Raw genomic sequence first — 19,701 nt, forward strand, 5'->3', positions numbered from 1 at the left:
AAATAGACTCGCTTCTGATTCCTTAAAGATGTCAGGAGCAATATTTTTACTGATTAGAAAATCGTTAAATTCCATTTTTTTGCCAGTTTTTGTGATAATTCAAAAGTAAGAAAAAAGATAACAAGGCAAGCACACCTGAAATTAAGAAAGGGATAGGGATTCGTTCTTGCATGCCTTCATAGATCCACCCCGAAAAGAAAGCACCTAATCCAATCCCCAATTCGAGTGCGATGTACATGGTAGCCATGGCACGACCCATGTGGTTTTTATTGGCTAAATCGGTGGTCCAGGCCGCTAAGGTAGGTGTATTGAAACCCCATGCAAAGCCGAATAAGATCGCAGAGCTAACAACCGTATAGGTATTCATTTCAATGAGCATGACGACCATCGAGGCGGTAAGAATCAGCGTAGAAATAAGTAATACGGGCATTCGGCCATATTTATCTGAGGATTTGGAAAAGAATATGCGTACCACAATGGAGGCAATCGTATAAATCGTGAAGTATAGTCCTTTGTTATGCCAACCAATCAGTTTGGATATGTCGGGGAGTAAAGTAACAATGACCCCGGATGAAAATGAAACAAATAACATAATCCAGAATACAGGTAAAATATTGGGTTCAAAAACATCGTCCCAATTGATTTTAAATAGCTTCCAGGAAAATTTGGATTTCATCGCGGGAGGAAGCGTTTCCTTCATGCGCATTAATATCGCAATGGATAGGAGGGCGAATAGCGACGAAATCCAGAACATTTCTTGCAATCCGATTTCGCTCGCTAAATAGCTCCCGATGGCTGGCCCCATTGACATTCCTGTGGCGGTGAAAATACCAAGGCCCCCTTGTGCCTCGCCCCGTCGGGTCTCCGGAATAATATCGGCCACATAGGCTGCGGTAGCCGTAGGTTTGGTGCCGGTCGACATACCATGCAGGAATCGAAGAAATAGGAATCCTTGTACTGTATGGATAATTGGATATAATCCGCCACATAGAAAACAAACTAGTGATCCAAAGGCCATGACAGGAACACGCCCGATGTGATCTGTTAATTTGCCTGAGAAGGGTCTACTTAAGCCTGCGGTCAGCGTAAAAAGGGCAATGGTATAGCCAATGTACGCCTTTCCACCCATACTCGCCAAATAATCCGGAAGTTCAGGGATAATCATGGAGAAGCTAGCCGAGAAGAGAAAGTTACTCAAGCATAATAGCCAGAATTGGAGCGTATAGATGGATTTTGTTTCCTCCATTATACTTCTTCAATTAATTCCTCGACATCCTTTTTATTCATCCCCATGAGAAAAGCGGGTAATAGCACGAGATTGCAAATCATCGCCATGAGTAGGGTGATGGAAACTAACACTCCCAATGCCTGTGTCCCCTTGAATGTAGAGGCCGTGAAAATAAAGAATCCAAAAAATAAGATCATCGCCGTGTAGAACATGGAAACGCCCGTTTTTTGAATCGTTATTTGAACCGCAATTTTGACATTTTTCCCATTCTTTAGCCACTCATCTTTATATCGCGTGAGGAAGTAGATGGTCCCGTCACTCGAAATGCCAAAGGCTATTGAAAAGATTAGGATTGTACTTGGTTTTAGAGCAATGTGGAAGAAGCCCATTAAGCCGGCAGTGATGATTAAAGGGATTAGGCTCGGTAGGGTGGAGATGATTACCATGCGCCAACTTCTAAACAATAGCGCCATGAGAATACAAATCAAGAAAATGGCTGTTAAGGTACTCTCAATCAGATTTTTTTGGAGGTATTCTGTTTGAAAGGCATAGATGACAGCATTTCCCGTCACTTTCGCGTCATACACCCGTTTGTCGGAAGCAGGCAATAACTCACCCGTTTCCACATCCGTCCGATAAATGGAATCAATTTTCGGCTGAATTTCATCGAATAATTGTTTGGTTCGAACGGTGCCGGCATCAGCCATTTGAAAACTGATTCGGGTGAATTGTTTTTTGGAGTCGAGGAAGCCATTAAACAGGTTGTTTTTTCCATTTAGGCTGCTGTTGAACTCCTTTAGTTTAGAAAGCTCGTCGATTCCCGGAAGAACGAAATACTTGGGATCACCTCCCCGGTAGACTTGATAAAGGTATTTCGTGGCTGTTAGTAAAGAGAGTCCTTGAGTAAATTCCGGATACTTCGCCATCAGCTTCTCCGTACGCTTCATTTTGGCTAAAATTTCGGGACTTAAGGCTCGACCTTGTTCGTGGGCATCGATGGAAACCTCAAATGGCATAACTCCTTTGAAATGTTTTTCGATGAATTTTAGATCCGTGTAAATTGCATTGTCTTGGGGTAGATCATCTACGATATAGCCAATTGCTTCAATCTTACTCAAACCATAGATGGAGATGCACAAAATAATTCCAATGAAACTATAGATGTATTTTCGATGACTGAATACCCAATTTTCAACGTAGGTTAATACTTTATTAACCCGTTTGGATTCAAAATGAGCTAAATCTTTGGCTTGTGGAGCTTTTAAATAACTGAAAAAGATAGGTATTAATAAAAGTGAAATTAGGAAGGTCAACATCACATTCAGTGCGGCTACGACACCAAATTCAACTAGTAACCCCGACCCCGTGAATGCAAAAACGCCAAATCCAATGGACGTTGTTAAATTGGCTAAAAATAAGGTTCTACCTACTGTGCTCGCGCTTTCGATTAGCGAGGCTTCCTTATTTTGCGTAATTAAATAGGTTTCATGGTATTTATTCAACAGGAAGATGGTGTTTGGAACTCCAATGACCACGATGAGTGGAGGTATCAAACCTGATAGGAGTGTAATTTTGAAGCCAAACAAGACGATTGTAGCCAACGATGCCACGATGCCAATCAGAATGACAATTAAGGCAAAGAAAACGACCTTAATGGAACGGAAGAAATACAAAAGAATGAGGGAGGTGACCAATATGGCTAATCCCAGAAACAAGACTAGTTCATTGGTTACCTGAGCTGTTAATTCAGTTCGAATGAAAGGCATACCTGAATAATGCAGAACATGCTTATTTTCTTTTGAATAGGCATCACCAATTCGTTTGATATTCTTAACTAACGTAATTCTATTTTTATTATTGATTGTTTTTTGATCCAACGAAATCAACATCATATGTACATATAAATCCTCTGTAAAGAGGAAATTTCGGTAGATGGGTAATTGATTTAATCGCTCCTTTAATGAATCTAAATCGGCTTGTGTGCTCTGATCATTGCCTTGGTAGGCAGTTTTCGATTTAAATTGTTTCGCTGCGCTATCTAGGTATAGGATTGGTAAATTAGGTAATGCAATGATGGATTTGATGCCAGCTTGCTTTTTGATATCTTTGTAAAGTTTGTTCCAAGCATCAAATTCTTTTGGACTGAATAAATTGGGATTTTCAATACCGATTACCATGATGTTACCGTCTTCCCCATATTTCTTTTTGAAGGATTCATACAATTGGAATCTTTCATCGGATTTAGGTAGGATTTTGGCTAATTCATAGCTCAACTGAATTTGGCTTGCTTTATAGACAAATCCGACCGTAAGAATACTTAAGATGATAAGTATCCCTATTTTGTAGGCTAAAATTTGGTTGGCAATCCAATTCCAGGTCTTATTCATGATTACTTAGGTTGTCGTATATTCTCCGCCACCAAAAGGTCCTCGGGGGTGGTAATTTTAATATTGGTATATTCTCCCTCCGTCAAATGTATGACTTCACCGTAAGCCTCTACCACACTAGCATCGTCGGTAAATCCCGGCGAATAATCTTGGTCGAAAGCCTTTTTGAGTGTTTGTAATGAGAATATTTGTGGGGTTTGAATGATTTTTACATCATCTCGTAACACCGATTTAAATGCTTTTTTTGATTCATTCCAGATTCGAATGGAATCTTTGCTAGAAACAGCAACGACACAATTCCCTAAATCATTTGCGCATTGGAAAGCTTTATTAATCGTATGAGGTTCAATGAGTGGACGAACGCCATCATGAATTGCCACTAGAACATCCTCGCTTGTTTGGATACTTTCGATGGCATTTTTACTGGAATGAAAGCGTGTTTCTCCTCCCTCGACAATTCGATGCGGGGTTAAATCAAGAATTTCTGGGTATTTTACACACAACTCGTGCCAATAATCGATTTGATTATTGGGTAATACGACGATTAGCTCAATGCTTGGATCTGCTTTTTTGAAGGCAGTTAGTGTGTGAAATAAAATCGGTTTGTTTTGAAGCAGCAAAAACTGTTTTGCGACGGCGCTGTTCATTCGCTGACCAGAACCTCCCGCTACAATGATGGCAATTTTCTTCAAAACAAACCGGTTAAAAATTAGATGATCAACATGACATCGCCATAACTGAAGAAACGGTATTTCTCTTTAATGGCTTGTTTGTATGCTTCTTGAATCAACTCATATCCTCCAAATGCAGAAGTCATCATTAACAAGATGGATTCAGGCAAATGGAAATTGGTCAATAATGCTGTCGGGATTTTAAACTCGTACGGCGGGAAGATAAACTTATCTGTCCAACTATTAATAGGTTTTAAATGACCGCTTGCTGATACCGAAGATTCTAAGGCCTTCATGACCGTCGTTCCAATGGCTAAAACTTGCTTTTTATTATCGATGGCTTGATTGACAAACTCGCAAGTAGATTCGTTGATCATGAAGTGCTCTGAGTCAGTCTTATGTTTTGTTAGATCCTCTACGTCAACTTGACGGAAAGTACCTAGACCTACGTGCAAAGTAATTGGCGTAAACTGAACTCCACTCAACTCCATGCGTCTCATGACGATTTTAGAGAAGTGTAAACCCGCTGTTGGCGCCGCCACAGCACCCACATGCTCAGCATAAATTGTTTGAAAACGCTCCCGATCTTCTTCTGTCGCGGCACGCTTAAAACGAATTTCGTCAGGTAGGGGAGTTTCACCTAATTCATGAATTGCCTGCATTAGGGCATCATGATCACCATCGTATAAGAAACGAATCGTTCTTCCACGCGATGTCGTGTTGTCGATAACCTCGGCTACTAAGTCAGAATCTCCAAAATATAATTTATTCCCAACACGAATTTTACGAGCTGGATCAACCAACACATCCCAAAGGCGGTGCTCGCGATTCAATTCACGTAATAAGAAAACTTCAATTTGAGCCCCTGTTTTTTCCTTATTTCCATAGAGACGCGCCGGGAAAACCTTGGTATTGTTGGTTACCAAAACATCGCCTTCGCCGAAATAATCTACGATGTCCGTAAATTTTTTATGTTCAATGGTCTTTTCTTTGCGATTCACAACCATCATACGCGCATCTTCGCGGTTTTCGGTTGGGTTTAAAGCGACAAGGCTTTGGGGTAAATCAAATCTGAATTCAGATAATTTCATTCGGATGGGTTTATGATAAATTAAGCAAGATACAAATATACACTTTTCAAGGGGGGCTTGTCAAGTCCTATTCTTAAAACAATTAAGTTTGTTTCAAGGTTGAATCCTTAAAATTACTCTAGTGAAGAATAAAGTTTCTATTTTCTGGTTTCGTCGCGATTTAAGAATCGAAGACAATCATGGTTTATATCAAGCATTGAAAGGTCCATGGCCTGTTTTGCCCATTTTTATATTTGATCCTCATATTTTAGATAAGTTGTCGAATAAGTCGGACGCCCGGGTGGAATTTATTTTGCATGCACTCGAAAAAATTCAAAGTTCGCTTAAGACTTTGGGTTCATGCCTCTTAGTCAAACATGCAACTCCGCTTGTGGCATACCAGGATTTAGCCAACGAATTCGATATACAGGCCATTTACACCAATCACGATTACGAGGGTTATGCGCAAAAGCGGGATAGCGCGATTGGGGAATGGGCCGCAAGCCAGTCCATCGAATTTACGACTTTCAAGGATCAAGTTGTTTTTGAAAAAGATGAGGTCTTGAGTGGGCAGGGGACACCTTATACGGTTTTTACACCTTATTCCCGTAAGTGGAAGGAGCGTTTGGTGGGTAATCCCATCGTGAATTATCCATCAGAAAAGGAAACAAATTATTATCGTGGAATTTTTGAATTGCCCAGTCTTTCATCTTTGGGTTTTCAACCTTCTGGCCTTCCTTTTCCGGGGCAGGAGGTGACCCAACAACTCATTCAAGGTTATCAAGCACAAAGAGATTTTCCAAGTTTGGATGCGACATCGAGGCTGTCGGTCCACCTTCGCTTCGGCACCATTTCGATTCGCAGTTTAGTTCAAAAAGCCTTAGGAGTGTCTGAAACCTGGTTAAATGAATTGATTTGGCGAGATTTTTATTTCAATATTTTACATCATTTTCCGCATGTTTCCTCAGGTTCTGCCTTTCGTAAAGAGTATGATCGTATGGAGTGGCGTAACGATCCAACTGAATTTGAGGCTTGGTGTCAAGGTCAAACAGGGTATCCCATTGTGGATGCAGGTATGCGTGAACTCAATGCAACAGGTTTCATGCACAACCGGGTTCGGATGATTGTCGCAAGTTTTTTAGTGAAGCATTTATTGATTGATTGGCGCTGGGGCGAAGCCTATTTTGCCGAAAAGTTGTTGGACTTTGATTTTGCGGCCAATAATGGCGGTTGGCAATGGGCCGCAGGTAGTGGTTGCGATGCCGCGCCCTATTTCCGGGTGTTCAACCCCACCTTGCAGACGCAAAAATTTGATAAGGAGCTTAAGTATATTCGTAAATGGGTTCCTGAGTTTCAGGAATTAAGTTATCCCCAGCCCATCGTTAACCATGAACAGGCTCGGGTTCGCGTGCTTGCCGCCTATAAAAAGGCCTTGGATCGTCAGTAAATATTTCTTCCCTGGATTTTGTAGTCAGTCAAATCGATGGAGAGAAATCCTATTTTTAGGTTCACCTCCATTTTAAATGGAATTTGGTATTTGTCCTGTGAGATCCACAGACGGATCGCATCCTCATCTTTGAAAAGATTATTTTTAGGTAAAACAAGTGATGTTCGGATACATTTTACGTTCCCGAAATCACTTTTTACGGTTTCAAATCCTTTTACAACAAACCATATTTCATAGATTGTACCATCGACAAGTACTTTCGCACTTAGTTTTTGACCGATGGACATATTGTTCAGTGGTTTGTCGCGCAAATAGAAATAACCGCCTATTAAATCTAAGGTGCTTGGAGTAATGGAAAGATTTCGGTCAATAGGCGTATTTTGCGGGGAATGAATTTTAGCGAGGTTCGTTTCTTGGTTGAAAATCACCTGTTCTTCCTTACGATAACGCCCTTCTCGTTTTCGCATTTCGGTCTTAATGGGCATCAGTGTGTTTACGTCGAGGTAGGCCGACCAATAGTCCTCCACCGGTGAAAAGAATTTTAACCAAGAAACGGTTTTACCGATTATTTCAACTTTCCGACAAGGATGATTATTAATCGACTGAATCGTTTGATTACTTTTTACAGTTGCCGTGGCTGCTTCAATAAACCCCAGATGAATACGATAATTTAGTTGTTCTCCACCTTGAAATACGGCATGCTCCTGTGCGTTTGATGTCAAGTTTACTGACAAAAAAAATAGGAAAATGAGAGGAAGTTTTTTGCAGAATACTTTAATTGTTTTCAAAGGGCTAATTTATTGGCAGTTATTTAAAAATAAAAAGAAATTTCACTGTCAAAAGTTCCAATAGATTATCAACTAATTTGATTAAAGTTTAATGTCAATTAGCTATTTTTGTTAGGATTTATCAATGGGTAAATTTCAACGAAATACGATTATTCAAATTTATCAATAAATATAACATGGCAAAACAATCGGAGGGAGCTTCGGGCTTAGCAGCTGAGAAATTAAAGGCTCTTCAGACAACTTTGGAAAAATTAGATAAGGCATATGGGAAAGGTACCGTTATGCGTTTATCGGATAGTAAAGTGATGGATGTGCCGGTTATATCGACGGGTTCACTGGGATTGGATTTGGCTTTGGGAATCGGTGGTGTTCCTCGTGGACGTGTGGTTGAGATTTATGGACCGGAATCTTCTGGTAAAACGACTTTGACGATGCACTGCATCGCTGAAGCACAAAAGGCTGGGGGTATTGCGGCGTTCGTGGATGCGGAGCATGCCTTTGATCGTTCTTATGCAGAGAAATTGGGTATCGATACGGAGAATTTGTTGATTTCACAGCCAGATAATGGCGAGCAGGCATTGGAAATTGCAGAGCATTTAATTAGCTCAGGTGCAATTGACATTATTGTTATTGACTCCGTGGCTGCTTTGGTGCCAAAGGCTGAGATTGAAGGGGAGATGGGTGATTCTAAAATGGGATTGCAGGCTCGTTTGATGTCTCAAGCACTTCGTAAGTTGACCGGTACAATTAATAAAACAGGATGTTGCTGTATTTTTATCAACCAGTTGCGTGATAAAATTGGTGTGATGTTTGGAAGTCCGGAGACAACAACTGGTGGTAATGCGTTGAAATTTTATGCCTCGGTTCGTTTAGATATCCGTCGGGCCGGTCAAATTAAGGAATCCGCGGATTCGATCACAGGTAACCGAACACGTGTGAAAGTGGTAAAAAATAAATTAGCGCCACCTTTCAAAGTTGTCGAGTTTGATATCATGTATGGAGAGGGTATTTCGAAGGCTGGTGAGGTCTTGGATTTAGGAGTCGACTTAGGTGTAATTGACAAGTCGGGCTCATGGTTCTCTTACAATGGAAATCGTTTGGGTCAAGGCCGTGATGCGGTGAAGGATTTGATTAAGGATAATCCTGAGCTCATGGAGGAGATTGAAGCGAAGATCAAGGAAAAGGTAAAGGGCGATGATTCAGCTTTATTGGACAAGGAAGCGATAGCTGCTGAATAATTGTAGATTTATTTATAACTAAAAAAGAGGCTTAGGCCTCTTTTTTAGTTTAGTTCGATATTAAATCGGTTGAAAAGTTTGCGGACTGTTTTTTCGACCGACTTGTCTGATTCCATCGCTTCGGAAATCGATTGTACGGCATGAATTACGGTACTGTGATCCCGACCGCCAAAATGGTAGCCAATGGATTTCAGTGGTAGATTCGTTAATTCCTTCAACATATACATAGCCACCTGACGCGGGAATACAGTCTCTTTCTTGCGGCATTTTCCAGTCAATAATTCCAGATCGACATCGAAGTGTGACGTGATAGCGTCTAAGATATTATCAACACTTAATTCTTTCTCTTGGTCATTAACAATGCTTTTTAAGGTTGATTTAGCTAATTCCAAATCAATCTCTTTGCGCGTTAATGAGGCTTGTGCCATCAGAGAAATAATCACACCCTCTAATTCACGAACATTGGTTTGAATCGAATGAGCAAGGTATTCGAGTACGTCAAAATTGATTTGAATACCATCGTCTTGCAATTTCTTCTGAATGATGGCTATACGTGTCTCAAAATCAGGTTGCTGCAAGTCGGCCGTCAAGCCCCATTTAAATCGGCTCAACAAGCGATCTTCCATGCCAGCTAAATCACGTGGTGCGCGATCGGACGATAGAATGATTTGCTTGCCCGATTGATGTAAATGGTTGAAAATATTAAAGAATGTCTCCTGTGTTTTTTCTTTGCCCGACAAGAATTGAACGTCATCAATGATTAGAACATCTACCTGCAAATAGAAATTGGTAAATGTTTCAATCGAATTATTACGAATTGCGTTTACAAATTGGTTCGTAAATTTCTCCGTTGATACATATAGGACAAACTTATCAGGAAACTGATTCTTGATTTCATTACCGATTGCTTGAATAAGGTGGGTCTTTCCGAGTCCCACACCCCCATAAATCATTAATGGATTAAAGGATGTCAAGCCAGGTTTGTTGGCTACGGCCATTCCCGCTGCCCGCCCCAATCGATTGCAATCTCCTTCGATGAATTTGTCGAAGGTATATTTAGGAATCAAATAGGAATCCAACTCCAATGAATCCAAATCCTTGAATTGAAAAGGATTGCTTTGAACAGTATTCTGAGGAACGTTTTGTTTATTAGACTGATTGTTCGCCGATTGCTGATTAACAGTAGGTAGGTTAAATGTCAAAGGAGGATTTTTGCGATCACCCTTATCCACCACAATCGAATATTCAAGCATACCGCGTTTTCCAATGGTCTGATCGATGGCTTTACGAAGCGTACTTACGTAGTTTTCTTCTAACCATTCATAAAAGAATTGGGACGGTACTTGAATTGTTAGGGTGTTATTGACAAAACGAAGAGGAACAATTGGGCTAAACCAGGTAGAAAACTGCTGTTCAGATATATCCCCCCGGATAATATCTAAACATTTGTTCCACAATTCTTTAACCTCGTTATGCATGTAATTTGTACTCTAAATATTTTTTTGGGGTCAACAATTCCTTTTGTAGCTATTCCTTAAATGAGAATGGCTACTCGTTTTTATAAATTTAAATTTCAATGGTTGGGTACTGACAAAAACCAAATGTTTTTGTTTAGCGGGGAGACAAAAATAGTAAAATTCAGGGGCGTTCCAAATTCAATATTTTTTATTTTCGTTAAAAAAGTAAGTAAAAAATTTGGACCTAAAAATTGTTCAACAATAGAGCCTTTGAAAGCACAATTCACTTGAAAAAATGAAATAAAAAAAATCGAATTTTTTTTGAATAAATTTCGTATTTAAAATAATTAATTATTGGCAGAAAACAGTAAAATTTAATGTAATTAATTGATTTTCAGTTTATTATATGTACTAACATATGAAAGTTTTACTAGCAGACGACTTTAAGTTTTGCCGACAATATTTTAATAATAATTTTTTCGGAGTCCATTTGAAGACTTTCGCCATCGATATGATAATAAGTGCCTTTAAGAGCTTGAATTTCAATCGAATTGGCTTGCTGAATCTCAACGAGTGTGTGCTTATTTATCTTTTTCAAAAATAGACTAATTCCAAGTTGGGTGATTTGATATAAATTCCCCTTTTTTATCTTAACTATTTCAAAAAGAGCATCTTGAAGATTGGATGTTGGCGAGATAAATGCATTATTTCCAAATTGATTCGCGTTCGCGACGGTCAATGAAAAATAGGTTTCTTTCCCTTGACTTTCGAAGGCGAGTTCGGTTTCTTTATAAATACGAAGTGCCTTGATACTTGCTTTAATGTAATTGAAAAGGCCGCGTCTTTTTCCTTTATGGAAATGGGCGGCTACCTCAGCATCAAAACCAATGCCTGCCGTACAAAAGAAGGGACGATCGTTCCAGCTCACCGCATCGATTTCAATTTCATTTCCTTCAAGTGCTTTTTGTATTGCTTTCTCAAGGGACATGGGAATTCCTAAATGACGCGCTAAGCCGTTTCCAGAACCTAGTGGAATGATGCCCATAGGTATATTTGTGCCTAACAATGCATGACCGATTTCATTAACCGTACCATCACCGCCAATAGCAATTACTTTATCCGGTTTCGTTAGAATTAAGTTTTGAATGATTTCTTGAGCATGGTTGGGTCGCTCGGTTAGTACAAGCGTGGAATTAGGAATCTTTTGGATTCTATTTATCAACTCTTGTCGATATCTATTACTTTTGTTTCCAGCGTTGGGATTGTAAATGAAATAGACCATTGGGGTATTTTTGCGCAATTTACCTTCATTTTAGCAAATAATTTCTATAAATATGATGAAAGTAGGGGATAGCTACGAAATTGAATTTTCATTTACGCAGGAACAAGTAAATGATTTTTGTAAAATATCGGGGGATTTTAACCCCTTACATTGGGATGAAGCTTTTGCTGCATCAACTCCCTTTAAAAAGCCGATTATTCATGGTGCTTTAATTGCCAGCGTTTTTTCGCGCGTGATGGGTATGGAATTCCCTGGTTCCGGAAGTGTTTACTTGAAACAGGTTTCTGAATTTAAGCGTCCATTATATGTGGGTCAAACCTACCAAGCGAAGTTTGAAGTGGAAAGTGTTAATGAGATTAAGCATACCGCTGAAATTAAAACACAGGTATTTGAAATGGAACGAGGCAAATTAATGGTAGACGGAACGGCGAGTGTGATGCACAACGATTTGTTTTAAAACGAATGAACATAAAAAAAGCCCGATCAAATCGGGCTTTTTTTATTGCTTAGAAATCGGGCAATTATTTTGCTGCGTTCTTCTTGTTTTGAACTTCAGTACGGATTTCTTGAGCCAAAGTTTTCAATTGTTGAAGACCTCCTCTAACGCGAGTACCAGCTGCTTGGTTACCCTTCTCGTAGAATTTTTCGAAATCACCTTCTAATGATAAAATTAGGTCTTTTACTTGTGCAAATCTGCTCATAATAATTTGAATTTTTAGGTTGTAAAAAAATTAGATTGTCTTTATTCGCTGTTTGAAGCGCTTATAAGACGAAATTTAGTAAAATTTGAATAGCCCGCAAATTAATTTGCATAAAAAAGCCAAAAAAAAGTTTAAAAAGTTAAAATTAAATCAAATTTAACCGTTAACTAATGGTTAAGCCTTGTAATAGCCCGCTTTTAAGCGTTTTTGAACTTCCGCAAAACAGGTTGTCGTATACTCAATATCTTCCAAGGTATGCGACGATGTGGGAATGATTCGTAACATGATTTGACCCTTAGGTACAACCGGGTAAACAACGATACTACAGAAGATTCCCATGTTTTCGCGTAAGTCACGAACAAGCTTAGTTACCGCACTAATATCGTATTCCCCATGTAAGAATACTGGAGTAACCGGTGAGGTCGTTTCTCCGATATCAAATCCCTTCTCTTGAAGTCCCTTTTGGAGTGCACGAACATTCTCCCAAAGCTTCTCGCGTAGTTCTGGGTGTTTCTTAATCAATTCTAAGCGCTTCATCCCGCCAATCACAAATGGCATCGGTAAGGCCTTCGCATAGGTCTGCGAACGCATGTTATATTTCAAATACATGATGATGTCTTTTGGCGCAGCAACAAATGCTCCAATAGCTGCCATCGATTTTGCGAATGTTGAGAAATACAAATCAATTCCTTCCGTACAATTTAAATGTTCGCCGACACCACGTCCATTGGCTCCCATCGTTCCGAATCCATGGGCATCATCTACTAAGAGTCTGAAATTGAAGTCTTTCTTCATTTCAACGATCTTATCCAATGAACCTACTTTCCCCGACATACCAAATACTCCCTCCGTAATCACTAAAATTCCTCCTCCAGTTTCTTGTGTCTTTTTTGTGGCACGTTCTAAGTTCTTACGCAATGAATCCATGTCATTGTGATTGAACTTATAATAGTCGCCCATTTTTGCTTTGTGCAATCGGATACCATCAATTAAACATGCATGTGACTCAGCATCATATACGATGATATCGCGGTGGTCGACCATACATTCAATAATTGACATGACACCTTGGTAACCATAGTTTAAAAGGAATGCATCCTCTTTGCCCACGAACTCAGCTAATTGTCTTTCGAATTCTTCGTGCTCATCGGTATTTCCCGACATCATTCGAGCCCCCATCGGATAGGCTAAACCATATTTAGAAGTTGCATCTGCATCAGCTTTGCGTACTTCCGGGTGGTTAGCCAAGCCAAGGTAGTTGTTCAAGGACCAGTTTAACATTTCCTTCCCCATGAATGTCATGCGGGGACCTAATTCGCCGGTCAACTTAGGAAATGAGAAATAATGGTGGGAATAATGCGCATGGGCTCCAATGGGTCCCATATTTTTGACAACTTTCTCGAAAATATCCACTTTAAATTGCGTTTTGGTTTCTAAATACTAAATACGTAAGACAAAGGTAATTTTAAATTTTTATTATCACAATGTTAATGAATTGAGGTTTTGATGAAATAATTACTTTAATTCGCTTTAGCTTTTCAGAAAAGCAGGTTCATCCAAAATCCAATTTTACTATGTATCGTATATGTATCTTAATAGGTTTTCTTTTACCAAGTATTTTATTTGGACAAGCGACACAAAAACCACTCATTGAAGCCTCGAATGGCATGGTTGTGACAACCCACCCTGCTGCAAGTCAAATTGGGCTTGATATCTTGAGAAAAGGTGGTAATGCGATTGATGCTGCTGTTGCTGTCAATTTTGCCTTGGCCGTTTGTCATCCCGCAGCAGGGAATATTGGTGGTGGTGGATTTTTGGTTTACCGAACTGCAAAAGGGAAAGCCTATACATTAGATTACCGTGAAATGGCGCCACTTGCTGCTTCGCGTGATATGTACCTCGATTCCTCAGGGCAAGTTATTCCAGGGAAAAGTTTTGTGGGGATACATTCCGTAGGTGTTCCCGGTGCTGTCGCGGGGATGGAGGCCATGCACAAACGTCTCGGTAAATTAGCCTGGGAGGAATTGGTTCAGCCCGCGATTGATCTTGCTCGTAACGGCGTGGTTTTAACTGGTAAGGAAGCTCGCGGATTAAATCGAAATCGGGCGGATTTCATGAAATACAATCCAGGAAGGGCCTATATGGTTAAGGCTGATAGCACGCAGTGGGCGGAAGGGGAATTATTTATCCAAAGCGACTTAGCGAATACCTTGGAACGAATTTTAAAATTTAAATCGAAGGGTTTTTACCAAGGAGAAACGGCTGATTTATTTGTTAAAGAAATGGAGCGTCAAGGAGGCATAATCTCACATCGTGATTTAAAATCCTATAAAGCTATTTGGCGGAAACCACTTATCAGTCAATACAAACAATATTCTATTATTGGAATGCCGCCCCCATCCAGCGGAGGAGTAGCAATCGGGCAATTATTTTCGATGATCAAGCCCTATCCATTTGCTCGTTGGGGGGCTCAATCAGATTCCACGATCCAAGTAATGATCGAAGCGGAGCGTCGGGTTTACGCAGATCGAGCCAAATGGCTTGGTGATCCTGATTTTGTTAAAGCACCCCTCAAAGAATTGTTGGACAGCAATTACCTAGCTCAACGTATGCAAAATATGCAATTTGAAAAGGCATCAAAGAGTTCGGATATTTCAGCAGGAGAATTTCCGGGCTATGAAAGTCCCGAAACAACGCATTATTCTATTGTAGATAAGGAAGGTAATGCTGTTGCCATCACGACCACCTTAAATAATTCTTATGGCAGTAAGGTTTTTGTCGGTGGGGCAGGATTTCTATTGAATGACGAAATGGATGATTTTAGCGCTAAGCCTGGAGTTCCCAATATCTTTGGTTTAGTTGGAACGAAAGCCAACGAAATTCAACCACGGAAACGAATGTTATCGAGTATGACCCCAACAATTGTTACGGAAGGTGATAAATTGCGATTGGTCGTAGGTACACCAGGTGGTTCGACCATCATCACCAGTGTATTTCAAGTGATGTTAAACTCCTTAGTTTTTGGAATGAATATGCAACAAGCTGTGGAATATCCTCGTTTTCATCACCAATGGTTGCCTGATTTGACGCGCTATGAAGCAAAACGATTTGATGAGGTACAGCTCGGCCGATTGAAAGCGAAAGGCTATGAATTGAATGCGACCAGTAGCATCGGTCTCGTGGAAGGAATCCTTATCCTCCCGAATGGTAAATATCAGGGAGGGGCAGACTCACGGGGAGACGATACGGCTTTAGGTTATTGAAAAAGCTTTGCCACCAGAAAAGCAGCTGTCGCGGCCGCCGCTCCAATGGAAGTTACTTTCAATGATCCGATGATTGGATTTTGACCTGTGACCTTGCTTTTGAAATAACCAAAGATGAGCAATGCCAAAATGGTTACTCCAGCCGAGTATTTTAAGCCATCAACGGGATGCGACACATAAAAATAGGGCAGGAGCGGAATGAATCCACCAACGATGTATGATATTCCAATTGTTAAAGCCGAATTTCTAGCCCGGTTGGGGTTGGGTTTTTCCAGACCCAACTCGAAGCGCATCATGAAATCAACCCATTTGTCCTTGTCTTTGGCTATGGCCTCAACCACGATTTCTTGTGCTTCTGGGCTTAAACCATAGTCTTCGAATACTTCTCTGATTTCTTCTTTTTCACGATCGGGAACACGCTCCACCTCCTCATATTCTCGCTTTAATTCCGCTTCATAGTGTTCTTGCTCCGTTTGGCCAGCCAAATAGCCTCCCAAGCCCATCGCAATGGAACCTGCCACGATTTCCGCAATACCGGCCGTTGTCACAATCGAAGCTGCATCTACGGCTCCGGAAAGTCCAGCGGCTAAAGCAAATGGAACGGTTAAGCCGTCCGACATCCCAATGACCATGTCTGTGATGAAGTCGGAGCTTTTTAAATGTTTTTCGTGCAAATGATGATCAGGTCCGTGCATAGTCTAATTATTTGATGCCGTGCATCATTCGTTTAAGGGGTCCTACAGCTAATATGTACATTAGGATGGACGCTAATCCAGCCAAAATAACAAACACCATGAAGAACTCATATAAATTGTGAATTTCAAATCCAAGAAAGCTGGGTAGGGCTACTCCAGCTTCAATTTTCGTAGGAGGTAATAAGGCTCCCAAGGTCCCGGCTAAGGCATAACCGGCCGCATTGGCAATAAACCAAACACCCATTAATAATGACGAGAATCTTTTGGGTGCTAATTTGGATACGAGCGATAGACCGATCGGTGATAAACAAATTTCTCCCATCGTGTGAAATAAATACATCACAAAAAACCATACTACACCCAGTTTACCTGTTCCCAAATCCTTTACTTGGTTGGCGATGATTAAATAACCGATGGCCAACAAAAGTAAGCCAATCGCTTGTTTTGTGGGGGAATTCGGCTCAATACCTCTTTTTTGCAAACGTACCCATAGGTAACTAAAAGGTAGCGCCAGTAAAATGATAAAAATGGAATTCGCATTTTGGACTGAGCTTGGGGGTAATTCGATTCCAAAGAAATTCAAATCCGTTTGTTGGTCGGCGATAAAGGTTAACGACGATCCAGCTTGTTCGAAGGCGGACCAGAAAAACATGACAAAAAAAGCAATAATATACATCACCCAAATGCGGTCACGCTCAATTTTGGTGAGCGTTTTATCCGTTAAAATCAAGAATGCCAAGCTAATTCCAGAGGCATAAATAATCGGATAGATCCAGTCTTTGATTGGATTTGCTTCCTCAGTGACGATGTAAAAATGAATGCCTAATACAAGAGCGATGAACAGGCCGACGGTCGTTAGAATTGATTTTGTCGAGAATTCTGCTTTCTCTGATTCTTCGTCCGTTTTTGTTTGATTGTTGAAAACAGGTTTTAGGCCTACCGCTTGACCATTGGGGTCAACGATGTATTTGTTTTTTAGGAAATGGAATAAAATGGTTCCAAGTAGCATAGCTGAACCAGCCGCTAAGAAGCCCCATTTGAAGGCTTCAACATTTCTGACGCCGTCTACTTTAATGTCGCCAACCATCGGGCAAATCAACATGCCGAGGAATGCGCCCGTATTGATACCCATGTAAAAGATGGTGAAGGCAGAATCAAGTCTGCTATCTCCTTTAGGATAGAGTGAGCCAACCATCGAAGAGATGTTAGGTTTGAAAAAACCATTTCCAACAATAAGGAATAACAAGCCAATCCACATAAACAGGCTGGCCATGGAGAAATTCGTTTGAAAGGTACTTGCGGAACCAAATAGGAACAATTGACCAATCGACATGATCAATCCACCCAATATGATGCAATTACGATTTCCTAGGTATCGATCAGATACATATCCACCGATCATGGGCATCAAATAGCTTAGGCCTAGAAATCCTCCATAAAGAATGGACGCCTCGTTTTGTTTAAATGCCAAAGCATTTACTAAAAAGAGCGAAAGAATGGCTCGCATACCATAAAAATTGAAGCGCTCCCACATCTCGGTGGAATAAAGTACATACAATCCTTTTGGGTGAGCGGTAGAGTTTTGTGACATAATAGGTTGTTGATAATCGGTCGGCAAGATAAAATATCTTTGTTTAAATCAAGCATGATATGATTGATAAAATTTCATGGTTTGATGTTCAGATTTGAAAAAAGATGTGAAACCTTTTTCGTAATATTGTTGGTTCAAGTCGTTAACAAATATTTAATTCAATTCATTCATGGGTAAGATTATCGCGATTGCAAATCAAAAGGGCGGTGTAGGTAAGACGACGACAGCTATTAATCTAGCTGCGAGTTTGGCTGCATTGGAATTTAAGACGCTTTTGATTGATGCTGATCCCCAGGCGAATTCGACTTCGGGTCTTGGGTTTAATCCCAAAGAAGTGAGTCGGAGTATTTATGAATGCATGGTAGGCATTGCTACAGTTTCAGAAAGTATTTTGGCAACTGAAGTGCCCTTTTTGGATATTATTCCATCGCACATTGATTTAGTGGGAGCGGAAATCGAAATGATCAATTTGACGAATCGCGAAGGAAAGATGAAAGAGGCCTTGTCGGGCATTAAAGACCAATATGATTTTATCATTATGGACTGCTCGCCATCGTTAGGTCTAATTACCATTAATAGCCTTACGGCTGCTGATTCCGTGATTATTCCGGTACAATGTGAGTATTATGCCCTGGAAGGATTGGGTAAGTTGTTGAATACGATTAAGATTATTCAATCGAGATTGAATCCTGGGTTAGTCATTGAGGGGATTTTATTGACCATGTATGATTTGCGATTACGCTTATCAAATCAGGTTGTTAACGAAGTAAATTCACATTTTAAGAATATGGTTTTTGAGACCATCATTCCACGAAATATTCGTTTGTCGGAGTCCCCGAGTTATGGAATTCCTGCGATTTTGCATGATGCAGATAGTAAAGGAGCGATTAGTTATTTGAATTTAGCCAAGGAGATTATCCAGAAAAACGGCCTATTACAAACCATTTGATCAAATTTAGATGAGCAGCAAGCAGGAGGCAAATAAGAAGCGTATTGGATTAGGAAGAGGTTTGGGAGCTTTATTGGAGGATTCCGAGAACCTTCAAAGTTCTGCCCGTCAAGGTGCCGATTCACTCGGTGGCTTGGATGGGGTAAACCTGATGGAAGAGATTCCTTTGGAGTTTATTGAGACGAATCCATACCAGCCACGCGAGTATTTCGAGCAGGAGGCATTACAAGATTTAGCGGAATCGATTCGTGTTCAAGGAATTATCCAGCCAATTACCGTTCGTAAGGTTGCTCCTCGGAAGTTTCAGTTGATCTCGGGTGAACGTCGTTTACAGGCCTCCAAGATTGCCGGATTGGTAAGAATTCCGGCGTATGTACGGACGGCTGATGACCAACAGATGATTGAGATGGCCTTGATTGAAAACATTCAACGTGAAAACTTGAATGCCATCGAGATTGCCCTTTCTTACAAGCGTTTAATGGAAGAATGCGACTTACGTCAAGAGGATTTAGGGGCTCGTGTGGGTAAGAATCGTTCGACGGTAACGAATTACATGCGTTTATTAAAATTGCCACCGCATATTCAGGTTGCAATACGTGATAATAAAATTTCGATGGGGCATGCGCGTTGTTTGATTTCGGTGGAAAATGCGGAAATTCAGCAGCAATTGTTCTTAAAGACGATTTCTGAAGAATGGTCGGTGAGACGATTAGAGGATGCCGTGCGTCAATCTGCTACGCCAGCCACAGATCAACCTGAGGGTGGAAAAAGCTCGGTAGACGCAAATGATTTACGTCAATGGCAAGGTCAATTGACTCAATTTTTCAAGGCGCCAGTTTCCTTAAAGATGAATGAAGCAGGAAAAGGGGAGATGAAAATTGTCTTTAAATCCAAAGAAGAATTATTGAAGGTATTAGCTGCCATTCAGTCCTAA

General features: G+C 40.5%; 17 protein-coding genes. 6 read left to right on the forward strand and 11 right to left on the reverse strand.

Features of this window, described 5'->3' with window-relative positions:
- Nucleotides 1-64: 64 nt before the first annotated feature.
- Genes ACMH5P_RS00965 through queA form a run of 4 tightly spaced genes read right to left on the reverse strand, consistent with a single transcriptional unit; the run spans nucleotide 65 to nucleotide 5,377 of the window.
- Nucleotides 65-1,246 (reverse strand): MFS transporter, encoded by a 1,182-nt coding sequence (locus ACMH5P_RS00965; RefSeq protein ID WP_459492446.1) that lies wholly within the window; start codon nucleotides 1,244-1,246, stop codon nucleotides 65-67.
- Nucleotides 1,246-3,615, reverse strand: a complete 2,370-nt coding sequence (locus tag ACMH5P_RS00970) for an efflux RND transporter permease subunit (protein ID WP_459492447.1) — start codon at nucleotides 3,613-3,615, stop codon at nucleotides 1,246-1,248. Before ACMH5P_RS00970 ends, ACMH5P_RS00965 begins: the two co-directional genes overlap by 1 nt.
- Before the next feature lie 2 nt (nucleotides 3,616-3,617).
- Nucleotides 3,618-4,307, reverse strand: a complete 690-nt coding sequence (locus tag ACMH5P_RS00975; protein ID WP_459492448.1) for a 2-C-methyl-D-erythritol 4-phosphate cytidylyltransferase — start codon at nucleotides 4,305-4,307, stop codon at nucleotides 3,618-3,620.
- Nucleotides 4,308-4,324: 17 nt separating this feature from the next.
- Nucleotides 4,325-5,377: a tRNA preQ1(34) S-adenosylmethionine ribosyltransferase-isomerase QueA gene (gene queA / locus ACMH5P_RS00980; RefSeq protein WP_459492449.1), complete on the reverse strand. Its 1,053-nt coding sequence runs from the start codon at nucleotides 5,375-5,377 to the stop codon at nucleotides 4,325-4,327.
- A gap of 121 nt (nucleotides 5,378-5,498) precedes the next feature.
- Between queA and ACMH5P_RS00985 the strand changes: the two genes are divergently transcribed.
- Complete coding sequence (locus tag ACMH5P_RS00985; RefSeq protein ID WP_459492450.1) at nucleotides 5,499-6,803, forward strand: cryptochrome/photolyase family protein; 1,305 nt, start codon at nucleotides 5,499-5,501, stop codon at nucleotides 6,801-6,803.
- Here the strand turns inward: ACMH5P_RS00985 and ACMH5P_RS00990 are convergent.
- Nucleotides 6,797-7,525: a DUF3108 domain-containing protein gene (locus ACMH5P_RS00990; protein WP_459492451.1), complete on the reverse strand. Its 729-nt coding sequence runs from the start codon at nucleotides 7,523-7,525 to the stop codon at nucleotides 6,797-6,799. The genes ACMH5P_RS00985 and ACMH5P_RS00990 overlap by 7 nt on opposite strands.
- Before the next feature lie 242 nt (nucleotides 7,526-7,767).
- Here ACMH5P_RS00990 and recA point away from each other — a divergent pair, with 242 nt between their 5' ends.
- Complete coding sequence (gene recA / locus ACMH5P_RS00995) at nucleotides 7,768-8,829, forward strand: recombinase RecA (RefSeq protein WP_459492452.1); 1,062 nt, start codon at nucleotides 7,768-7,770, stop codon at nucleotides 8,827-8,829.
- Nucleotides 8,830-8,873: 44 nt separating this feature from the next.
- Here the strand turns inward: recA and dnaA are convergent, their stop codons facing one another.
- Entirely contained in the window at nucleotides 8,874-10,307 is a 1,434-nt protein-coding gene (dnaA, locus tag ACMH5P_RS01000; RefSeq protein WP_459492453.1) for a chromosomal replication initiator protein DnaA, read from the reverse strand.
- A 409-nt stretch (nucleotides 10,308-10,716) separates the two neighbouring features.
- Nucleotides 10,717-11,586, reverse strand: coding sequence for a diacylglycerol/lipid kinase family protein (locus ACMH5P_RS01005; RefSeq protein WP_459492454.1), 870 nt, complete (start codon nucleotides 11,584-11,586; stop codon nucleotides 10,717-10,719).
- A gap of 34 nt (nucleotides 11,587-11,620) precedes the next feature.
- Between ACMH5P_RS01005 and ACMH5P_RS01010 the strand changes: the two genes are divergently transcribed.
- Complete coding sequence (locus tag ACMH5P_RS01010; protein ID WP_459492455.1) at nucleotides 11,621-12,025, forward strand: MaoC family dehydratase; 405 nt, start codon at nucleotides 11,621-11,623, stop codon at nucleotides 12,023-12,025.
- 64 nt (nucleotides 12,026-12,089) lie between these two features.
- On the opposite strand, the gene ACMH5P_RS01015 is transcribed toward ACMH5P_RS01010, so the two are convergent.
- Together ACMH5P_RS01015 and ACMH5P_RS01020 are read right to left on the reverse strand one after the other, a co-directional pair.
- Entirely contained in the window at nucleotides 12,090-12,269 is a 180-nt protein-coding gene (locus tag ACMH5P_RS01015; protein ID WP_459492456.1) for a histone H1, read from the reverse strand.
- Between the two features lie 174 nt (nucleotides 12,270-12,443).
- Nucleotides 12,444-13,682, reverse strand: coding sequence for an aminotransferase class I/II-fold pyridoxal phosphate-dependent enzyme (locus ACMH5P_RS01020; protein WP_459492457.1), 1,239 nt, complete (start codon nucleotides 13,680-13,682; stop codon nucleotides 12,444-12,446).
- Between the two features lie 161 nt (nucleotides 13,683-13,843).
- On the opposite strand from ACMH5P_RS01020, the gene ggt reads away from it, so the two are divergent.
- Nucleotides 13,844-15,532, forward strand: coding sequence for a gamma-glutamyltransferase (gene ggt / locus ACMH5P_RS01025; protein WP_459492458.1), 1,689 nt, complete (start codon nucleotides 13,844-13,846; stop codon nucleotides 15,530-15,532).
- Here ggt and ACMH5P_RS01030 read toward each other — a convergent pair.
- Together ACMH5P_RS01030 and ACMH5P_RS01035 are read right to left on the reverse strand one after the other, a co-directional pair.
- Nucleotides 15,526-16,227, reverse strand: coding sequence for a VIT1/CCC1 transporter family protein (locus tag ACMH5P_RS01030; RefSeq protein ID WP_459492459.1), 702 nt, complete (start codon nucleotides 16,225-16,227; stop codon nucleotides 15,526-15,528). The two genes, ggt and ACMH5P_RS01030, sit on opposite strands and share 7 nt — an antisense overlap.
- 7 nt (nucleotides 16,228-16,234) lie before the next feature.
- Nucleotides 16,235-17,818, reverse strand: coding sequence for a peptide MFS transporter (locus tag ACMH5P_RS01035; RefSeq protein WP_459492460.1), 1,584 nt, complete (start codon nucleotides 17,816-17,818; stop codon nucleotides 16,235-16,237).
- 169 nt (nucleotides 17,819-17,987) lie between these two features.
- On the opposite strand from ACMH5P_RS01035, the gene ACMH5P_RS01040 reads away from it, so the two are divergent.
- Nucleotides 17,988-18,767: a ParA family protein gene (locus tag ACMH5P_RS01040; RefSeq protein ID WP_459492461.1), complete on the forward strand. Its 780-nt coding sequence runs from the start codon at nucleotides 17,988-17,990 to the stop codon at nucleotides 18,765-18,767.
- Between the two features lie 10 nt (nucleotides 18,768-18,777).
- On the forward strand, nucleotides 18,778-19,701 hold the full coding sequence (locus tag ACMH5P_RS01045) for a ParB/RepB/Spo0J family partition protein (RefSeq protein ID WP_459492462.1): 924 nt from the start codon (nucleotides 18,778-18,780) through the stop codon (nucleotides 19,699-19,701).

This window comes from Aquirufa sp. 5-AUSEE-100C1 (genome assembly GCF_054558655.1).